This is a genomic window from Exiguobacterium sp. RIT341 (genome assembly GCF_000632205.1).
GTDB lineage: Bacteria > Bacillota > Bacilli > Exiguobacteriales > Exiguobacteriaceae > Exiguobacterium_A.
This window is the reverse complement of the sequence record NZ_JFYW01000009.1, coordinates 274,840-283,836: the sequence shown is the minus strand read 5'-3', so window position 1 is coordinate 283,836 and position 8,997 is coordinate 274,840. Positions and strand designations below refer to the sequence as shown.

Genomic DNA, 8,997 nt, shown 5'->3' with positions numbered 1-8,997 from the left:
CGATAGCCAAGTGGTCACACCCGTTCCCATGCCGAACACGGAAGTTAAGCACTTGAACGCCGAAAGTAGTTGGGGGCTTCCCCCTGTGAGGATAGGACGTTGCCAGGCATTTAATTTATTCCGCAATAGCTCAGTGGTAGAGCAACCGGCTGTTAACCGGTAGGTCGTAGGTTCAAATCCTACTTGCGGAGCCAATGGCCCGTTGGTCAAGCGGTTAAGACACCGCCCTTTCACGGCGGTAACACGGGTTCGAATCCCGTACGGGTCACCATTATACTTTTTGTGCCGGTGTAGCTCAGCTGGTAGAGCAACTGACTTGTAATCAGTAGGTCGCGGGTTCGACTCCTGTTGCCGGCACTGTTTTTCTCAATTGTATAAGTTTCCTAGACAAACTGGGGGGGTAGCGAAGTGGCTAAACGCGGCGGACTGTAAATCCGCTCCCTCGGGTTCGGCGGTTCGAATCCGCCCCCCCCCACCATGTCGAGCCATTAGCTCAGTTGGTAGAGCATCTGACTTTTAATCAGAGGGTCGCAGGTTCGAATCCTGCATGGCTCATTTCTTGCGGAAGTAGTTCAGTGGTAGAATACGACCTTGCCAAGGTCGGGGTCGCGGGTTCGAATCCCGTCTTCCGCTTTTTCTTTTGGGGCCTTAGCTCAGCTGGGAGAGCGCCTGCCTTGCACGCAGGAGGTCAGCGGTTCGATCCCGCTAGGCTCCACCAATTTTATTTAAAGATCTTAAGCGAGTTTCGTTCGTCTTAAGTTTTTTTTATATGAAATGCCAAGCATAACCAGAGTACGTACGCAAGAACACCGTGATTCCCTTCACGGTGTTTTTTTGTATATTCATGCGTTTTTTTGTTGAGTTGAACCACTTGTTTGTTACCGCTTACAATACAGGTAGAAGTGACTATGACATAGGGGGAATATCGTATGAACATCGCGTATATCAGCGTACCGTACCGTTATGGACAAGGAAAGCCGGGCACTGAACACGGACCTGCTGCTGTCGAAAAAGCGGGTCTACTAGCGACACTCGAAGCACGGGGACAAGAAGCAGTACGCTACGGGGAAGCGGCTGTCTTATCCGAGGATGCGGTCCGAGAAGAAGATCCGAAGCTGAAACGTCTTGAAGGCGTCGTCCATACGACGAATGACTTGCATCTAATTGTACGTGATGCGTTATCGGAGCAACGTTTTCCGTTATTAGTCGGTGGTGATCACAGCATGGCGATCGGAACGATTGCAGGATTACGCCAGACTGTACCACGTCTTGGCGTCATCTGGTTCGATGCACACGGTGATTTGAATACACCGGAAACATCACCGTCTGGAAACATCCACGGTATGCCGCTCGCTGTAGCCCTTGGGGAAGGACATCAGCGTTTAACGGAAGTCGGAGGAACAGATGTCAAGCTGCAACCGGAACATCTCGTCTTCATCGGATTACGTGACGTTGATCCAGGCGAACAAGAGCTGATTGATCGTCTTGGTATTCGTGTCTATGATATGGAAGCGATCCGAACTCGGGGAATGGACGCGATCATGGAAGAAGCGATTGCCTATTTGAAGGAAACGACGGATGCGTTCTATCTTAGCTTTGATATGGATGGTCTCGATCCATCACTCGTCGTTGGTACAGGAACACGTGTCGCCGATGGCATTTTCTTAGACGATGCGAAGACGGTGCTCCAGCATTGCGCAACGGCAGAAGACTTCATTGCAGCTGAATTCGTTGAAGTGAATCCGTTGCTTGAAGAAGGAAATGGAACAGCAGAACTTGCGAATGAACTGATCGGAGATCTACTTTTGGCAATGGAAACACATCGCTTAGTAAAATAATGGATAGAACTTGAACTCTTTTCATCGGGGTTCAAGTTTTTTTTGTTACAATTTAAAAGGAGATGAAACATTTATCGGTCGACTTCGTATAAGAGATTGACCGCATAGAGCGGGGGGTATTCAAAGTGGAAGAAACGACACTACGCTTAATTGAGCGAGTGAAACAGGGAGACCGTGATGCATTCGCGGCACTTGTTGATCTATATAAGGAAGGTGCCTTTCTTGTGGCTTTCCGCGTCTTGCGCGATCGAATGGAAGCGGAGGATGCGACACAGGAAGCCTTCATCCGTGTATTTACGAAGATTGATTCGTATAATGCACAATGGAAGTTCCGGACTTGGTTGTACCGAATCGTCACGAACGTATCGATTGACCGATTACGGAAAAAGAAACCTGACTATTCTCTTGATGCTGAGATGTCAGGTACTGAAGGACTGACATTGTATTCACAACTCGAGAGCAAGGACACCTTGCCGGAGGACCAAGTGGTCGATAACGAGCAACGAAACGAAGTCGGGGACGCGATTGCAGCTTTACCAGAAAAATACCGTGTCCCACTCGTCCTGAAATATGTAGAAGATCTTTCGCTAAAGGAAATCAGTGAAATGATCGAATTACCTGTCGCTACTGTCAAAACTAGAATTCATCGTGGACGAGAAGCGCTGAAGAAGCATTTTGCCAAACGATGAGAAGGAGGAACTCACCATGTCACGAGAGCATGTACATGAACGGATCCAGGATTATTTAGACCAAAACCAACCACCTGAGGAATTCGAGCGATTAGAAGCAGAGTTACGAGAAGTAGACGCGATGGACGAGTTCGAAGAGTATCGGCTCCTTGATGCTCGACTGCGTCAACTTCCAGCGCCTAAATTATCGGCAGATTTTACATCCCGCGTGCTGGCACAATTGCCTGAACAGGTGGAGACGCCAAGCGCTGCTTTGCTACACCAACCGCAACCGTCTCGTTTTGGAGGTAAGATGAAGCAGTACCCATTGCTCGCGGCAGCGGCTGTTTTCTTACTCTTGTCGGTCGGTAGCCTAGGTGGTTATATGGCACAAGAAGAACATGACTTATCATATACGAATGCACCAGGTATCGTCGCTCAAAATGGCGAGGTCGTCGTCCCGAAAGGCGTCACGGTCGATCAAGATCTATATGTCGAAGGTGGGAACGTCCGAATCGAAGGGAAAGTCAATGGCGATGTCATGACCGTTGACGGGAAAGCTTACACGGCGAGTGCTGGTAGCGTGACCGGAGAAATCAAGGAAATTGATCAATTATTCGAACGCGTTTGGTACGGAATCAAGCGTCTATTTCAATAATCAGCTGGGACGAGTCGAACTCGTCCCTTTGTGCTATAATGGAAACTGTTTAAATCAGATGAGTTAGGGGGCACGGTTGGTGAATTACTTCAGCTGGCAACCACTTCAATTTCAATTGTTGAAACTGGGAGAAAACGTACATTGGTACGATTATATTAATGACGTGATTGATATTGCGGTCGTGACGTTCGTCATTTACCGTCTCATGATCATTGTCAAAGGAACAAAAGCAGTCCAGCTCATTAAAGGGATCTCGGTCATTTTGATCAGTTGGTTCTTGAGTGGCTTTTTTGGACTCAAAACATTGCAATTCTTATTGAATCAAATCATCACCTACGGGTTACTGGGGATCATCATCATCTTCCAACCTGAACTCCGACGTGGACTGGAACACTTAGGACGAACGAGTAAATTCTTCTCACGTAGTGCCATCAGTGATGAAGATGAACAAGTTCGAATCGTCGATGCACTCGTATCGTCTGCCCAGTACATGTCAAAACGTCGTATCGGAGCACTCGTGACGATTGAACGCGAGACAGGACTAAGTGAATACGTGGAGACGGGCATTCCGCTCGGTTCACAAATCACGAGTCAGTTGCTGATCAACTTGTTCATTCCGAATACACCCTTACATGATGGTGCCGTCATCGTCCAGCAAGGCAAGTTAGCAGCAGCCGCTTGTTACTTACCGCTGTCTGAGAGTGCACATATCTCAAAAGAGCTTGGAACACGTCACCGCGCTGCCATCGGTGTCAGTGAGGTGACGGATAGCGTCACGCTCGTCGTCTCGGAAGAAACGGGTGGTGTCTCACTCGCTATCAATGGACGTCTGTACCGGGAACTCGACGAAGAATCATTACGGACAAAGTTACTTGAGACGATCGTCAAGGCCGAACCGACGAATACTTCCTTCTTGAACTGGATGGGGGCGAAAAAATAATGTTCGAAAAGTGGTTCAATGAACGCTGGTTTTTACGCATCGTTGCCGTCGCCTTAGCCGTCATGTTGTATTTGATGGTCGCAGGTTCGAATACGACGGGAAAAAGTGATGCTGCTAGTCTATTACCGATCGCAGGACAAGGTTCGACGAAATTTGACGTTCCGGTCACGGTCCAGTATGATGAATCGCAGTGGGTCGCCTATAATATTCCAGATAGTATGGAAGTGACCGTCAAAGGTCCGTCGAGTAGCTTGACGATGCTCCGGCTCGTCCAAGATTTTGGATTATCGATTGATTTGAAAGGACTCGACCCTGGCTATCATCGTGTCCGTGTCACAGCAACTGGCTTCGGAAAAGATGTCGAGGTGACACCAAAACAGGAGACGATCGAAGTTTTCCTCGATAAGAAGATTACAAAGGAAGTACCGGTACAAGTCGCCTTACTCAATAAAAATAAAATCGCTGAAGGATATGTCGCTGGGGAAGCGCAGCCGAACCAACAAACTGTTGAAGTCACGGGAGGCGCAGAGAAGTTACAGGCGATTTCAGCAATCCAAGTACCGATCGATGTGACCGGTCGGGCAGAGACGTTCAAAGAGACGTTCAATGCTAAAGCGACTGATACGAACGGGAATACGATCAATGCATCTTATCAACCGGAACAATTAGAAATCACAGTACCGATCTATAAGGAAAGTAAGACGGTACCGATTAATGTGAAGACAAAAGACAACGTCAAAAAGGGGTATACCGTCGTCAAGATCGTTCCCGTCACGACGGAAGCTCGTCTATATGGAACAAAAGAGGAATTAGAGCGCATCGGTTCCGTCGATACGGAAGCGGTCTCGCTCAAAGGATTGACGAAGACGACGGAAAAAACCGTCAAACTCGTCGAACCTGAAAACGCGACGGCGATGGATCCGACACAGGTCACCGTCAATATCGTCGTCGAAAAAGAAAATGCCAATTCGACGACAGAAACCGTCGAGGATCGAGCGGAGAAAACGATTCCGGGTGTGACGGTCACGTTGAATGGATTCGATGAATCAAAGTATACGATTGATTATAATCAAACGATTGATGTCGTCGTCCGTGGGAAAGAATCTGATTTAGCATCGATTGATGCGACGGATATCAAAGCGGTCATCGACGTGACAGGATTAAAAGAAGGAACGCATGGATTACCGATCTCGTATCAGACATCAAAAGCCTTTGATGTCCTGCGTCCGGATAATATGGATGTCACATTAAAAGCGATTCCCCGGACATCTATTCCGACCAATTAAAACAAATTAGTGAAATGAGGAAATAACACATGGGTAAGTATTTTGGAACTGACGGCGTACGCGGCGTCGCAAACGTAGAATTGACACCGGAACTTGCGTATCGCCTCGGTCGAACAGGTGGTTACGTGTTGACGAAACACGAAAGCACACGACCAAAAGTCTTGATTGGACGCGATACACGTGTATCTGGTCAAATGCTTGAGAATGCACTCATCGCGGGTCTGTTATCAATCGGTGCAGAAGTCATGCGTCTTGGTGTCATCTCGACACCAGGTGTCGCGTACCTGACAAAAACGATGGATGCGACAGCCGGAGTCATGATCTCTGCATCGCACAATCCAGTTGAAGATAATGGGATCAAGTTCTTCGGTTCAGACGGCTTTAAGCTCGATGACGCAACAGAACTTGAAATCGAAGCATTACTCGATGAAGCAGAAGATACATTGCCACGTCCAGCCGGAAAAGAACTCGGCTTCGTTCATGATTACTATGAAGGGGCTCAGAAATATCTTCACATGCTTCGTCAGACATCGGATGAAGATTTCTCAGGCATCCATGTCGCGATCGACGGCGCACACGGGGCGACGTCAAGCCTCGCACCACGTCTATTCGGTGACTTGGAAGCAGAAGTATCGACGATCGGTACAACTCCGAATGGACTCAACATCAATGATGGTGTCGGTTCGACACACCCTGAACATCTTGCTGCCTTCGTTAAGGAAAAAGGCGCAGATGTTGGTTTATCGTTTGATGGAGACGGCGACCGCTTGATCGCAGTCGATGAGAACGGCGATATCGTGGATGGTGATAAAATCATGTTCATCTGCGGGAAATACTTGAACGAACTCGGTCGTCTGAAAGACAACACGATCGTTGCGACGGTCATGAGTAACCTCGGTTTCCATAAAACCGTCGAAGAAAACGGGATGATGGCGCTTCAAACAGCGGTCGGTGACCGTTATGTCGTCGAAGAGATGCGTAAGAACGACTATACACTCGGTGGCGAACAGTCTGGTCATATCATCTTCATGGATTACTCAACGACAGGGGACGGCATGTTGTCGGGCGTCCAGTTGTTGCAAATCATGAAAGCGACAGGGAAGAAGTTATCGGAACTCGCAGCTGAGATGCCGATCTTCCCACAACGTCTCGTAAACATCCGTGTTTCAGACAAAAATGGCGCAATGAGCGGTCCTGCCGTGCAAGCGATCATTGCTGAAGTCGAAGCAGAGATGGCGGGGAACGGACGGATCCTCGTTCGTGCGTCAGGAACAGAACCACTCGTTCGTGTCATGGCAGAAGCTCCGACACAAGAAGCATGTGATGCATACGTCGAACGGATCGCGAACGTCGTTCGTGAGAACTACGCGTTACAAGAAAACTAAGTAGCTCGAAGCAGAGCGATTGCTCTGCTTCTTTTTTTACAATTATTTTAGAAAAACAGATTGAGATTTTTACAAAATATAGGGATTATACGTATTGATTAGAAAAATATCGGGAATAGTTACAAATACGTTACCTTTCTTGCTTTTTCACATTAAAGTTCGTATGATGGTGAAGTCGGACAGAAACGGGGTCAGACGGAAACAAGAAGCGCCAGGGCTTTCTTCGTAGGATGAAAGCTGACGAGGTGGGGGTTTATCGAATCATTCGGCGGATGCCTCCCGGTACCAGATCCATACCGTAAATCGCTCTGAAATCGTCCAAGTGATTGGGCGGACAAACAGATCGATCGGGATCCTCTCAACAAGAGCCGTTTCCTCTTTAGGGAAATACTTGTAAATGGAGAGATGTAACATGTGCGGAATCGTAGGTATGATCGGACAGGTCAACACGAAGGAAATTTTATTAAAAGGTCTCGAGAAGCTCGAGTACCGCGGCTATGACTCGGCAGGTCTTGCGTTCGTCAATGACGGCGTTCAAGTCCATAAAGAAGTAGGTCGGATTGCTGCGCTACGCGAAGTCGTTCCTGCTGAAGCAGACGGCACAGTCGGAATCGGACACACACGCTGGGCGACACACGGTGTCCCAAGCGTACCAAACGCGCACCCGCACCAAAGTGCGTCAGCACGTTTCACACTCGTTCACAACGGCGTCATTGAAAACGATGAGCAGCTAAAAGCAGAATTGAATGTCGATCTCCTCAGCGACACGGATACAGAAGTCATCGTTCAGATGATCGAAAAGAACTTCAACGAGACAGGTGACGTCGCGGAAGCATTCCGTCAAACACTCCGTGTCTTGCACGGTTCGTATGCCCTCGCATTGATCGATGCTGAAAATCCAGACGTCTTATACGTCGCAAAAAACAAATCACCACTTCTCGTTGGTCTCGGTGATGGTACGTTCAACGTCGTCGCATCAGACGCAATGGCAATGTTACAAGTAACGGATCAATTCATCGAGTTGCATGATGGCGAGATGATCATCTTGACGCGTGATAGCGTCACGATCCAAGATCTCGATGGGAACGTCCAAGAGCGTGAAGCGTACACGGCTGAAATCGATGCATCAGACATCGAAAAAGGAACGTACGCGCACTACATGCTCAAAGAGATGGATGAGCAACCAGCGGTCATCCGTAACATCGTTCAAAAATATCAAAACGAAGCAGGCGACATTACACTCGACCAATCGGTCCGTGATCTCGTACTCGGTCGTGACCGTGTCTATATCATCGGTTGTGGAACAAGCTACCATGCTGGTTTGATCGGAAAACAGTTGATCGAACAAATCGCAGGCATCCCGACAGAAGTGCACATTTCTTCTGAGTTCGGATACAACATGCCATTATTGACAGAAAAACCGCTCTTCCTCTTCCTTTCACAATCAGGTGAAACAGCGGATAGTCGTGCTGTTCTCGTCGAAGCGAAGAAACTTGGTCACCCGGCACTCACAATCACGAACGTTCCAGGATCAACATTGTCACGTGAAGCAAACGCAACATTATTGCTCCACGCAGGTCCAGAAATCGCCGTTGCTTCATCAAAAGCCTATACAGCTCAAATCGCTGTTCTTGCTGTCCTTGCGTTTGACCTTGCTCAAGCGAAAGGGGTTGCCGTCAACTTCGATCTCATGAAGGAACTCGGTAAAATCTCAAGTGCGATGGAATCAGTCATGTCTCAAAAAGATCGTTTCCAAGAAATCGCGACAGAATACTTGTCTGAGTCACGTAACGCGTTCTTCATCGGTCGTGGACAAGATGCATACGTCGGGATGGAAGGTGCATTAAAACTCAAAGAGATCTCGTATATCCAAGCAGAAGGATACGCGGGTGGAGAGCTCAAGCACGGTCCGATCGCCTTGATCGAAGACAACACACCAGTCATCGCGCTCGTGACACAACCACACGTTCACCTCAACAACCGTGGGAACGTCAAGGAAGTCGTCGCACGTGGTGCCAATGCGTGTGTCATCGCAGCAGAAGGTCTTGAATTGCCGACAGATGCATTCGTCATCCCAGCAGTCGAGCCACTCTTGTCACCGCTCTTGTCTGTCTTGCCACTTCAATTGATTTCATACTACGCGGCACTCGGTCGCGACTGTGACGTCGATAAGCCACGTAACTTGGCGAAGTCGGTAACGGTTGAATAAGAAAATAAATCGA

Annotated in this window: 7 protein-coding genes, 7 tRNA genes and 1 rRNA gene; all 15 read left to right on the top strand. The window is 48.3% G+C overall.

All coding sequences use genetic code 11. The features are described from left to right. Positions 1 to 108 (top strand): 5S ribosomal RNA (gene rrf, locus BW42_RS12405); the annotation flags it as partial. 11 nt (positions 109 to 119) lie between these two features. Beyond that, a tRNA-Asn gene (locus BW42_RS12400) sits at positions 120 to 194 on the top strand. A gap of 2 nt (positions 195 to 196) precedes the next feature. Next, positions 197 to 271 (top strand) — tRNA-Glu (locus BW42_RS12395). Between the two features lie 13 nt (positions 272 to 284). Beyond that, positions 285 to 357: transfer RNA gene (locus BW42_RS12390), tRNA-Thr, on the top strand. A 37-nt stretch (positions 358 to 394) separates the two neighbouring features. Further along, positions 395 to 478 (top strand) — tRNA-Tyr (locus tag BW42_RS12385). A gap of 4 nt (positions 479 to 482) precedes the next feature. Next, positions 483 to 555, top strand: a tRNA-Lys gene (locus tag BW42_RS12380). Positions 556 to 561: 6 nt separating this feature from the next. After that, positions 562 to 633 (top strand) — tRNA-Gly (locus tag BW42_RS12375). 9 nt (positions 634 to 642) lie between these two features. Then, positions 643 to 718, top strand: a tRNA-Ala gene (locus BW42_RS12370). Positions 719 to 929: 211 nt separating this feature from the next. After that, a complete protein-coding gene (gene rocF / locus BW42_RS12365) occupies positions 930 to 1,838 on the top strand; it encodes an arginase (protein WP_023466659.1) in 909 nt (302 codons plus the stop codon). 125 nt (positions 1,839 to 1,963) lie between these two features. Further along, positions 1,964 to 2,527, top strand: a complete 564-nt coding sequence (gene sigW, locus BW42_RS12360) for an RNA polymerase sigma factor SigW (protein ID WP_023466660.1) — start codon at positions 1,964 to 1,966, stop codon at positions 2,525 to 2,527. A gap of 16 nt (positions 2,528 to 2,543) precedes the next feature. Next, on the top strand, positions 2,544 to 3,164 hold the full coding sequence (locus BW42_RS12355) for an anti-sigma factor (protein ID WP_023466661.1): 621 nt from the start codon (positions 2,544 to 2,546) through the stop codon (positions 3,162 to 3,164). 79 nt (positions 3,165 to 3,243) lie between these two features. Then, positions 3,244 to 4,104, top strand: a complete 861-nt coding sequence (cdaA, locus tag BW42_RS12350) for a diadenylate cyclase CdaA (RefSeq protein WP_050676886.1) — start codon at positions 3,244 to 3,246, stop codon at positions 4,102 to 4,104. After that, positions 4,104 to 5,390 carry a YbbR-like domain-containing protein gene (locus BW42_RS12345; RefSeq protein ID WP_035411620.1) on the top strand — a complete coding sequence of 429 codons (1,287 nt, stop codon included), beginning with the start codon at positions 4,104 to 4,106 and terminating at the stop codon, positions 5,388 to 5,390. The genes cdaA and BW42_RS12345 overlap by 1 nt, the downstream gene beginning before the upstream one ends. 29 nt (positions 5,391 to 5,419) lie before the next feature. Further along, positions 5,420 to 6,775 carry a phosphoglucosamine mutase gene (glmM, locus tag BW42_RS12340; protein WP_035411617.1) on the top strand — a complete coding sequence of 452 codons (1,356 nt, stop codon included), beginning with the start codon at positions 5,420 to 5,422 and terminating at the stop codon, positions 6,773 to 6,775. A gap of 412 nt (positions 6,776 to 7,187) precedes the next feature. Further along, on the top strand, positions 7,188 to 8,984 hold the full coding sequence (gene glmS / locus BW42_RS12335; protein ID WP_035411615.1) for a glutamine--fructose-6-phosphate transaminase (isomerizing): 1,797 nt from the start codon (positions 7,188 to 7,190) through the stop codon (positions 8,982 to 8,984). Positions 8,985 to 8,997: the final 13 nt, after the last annotated feature.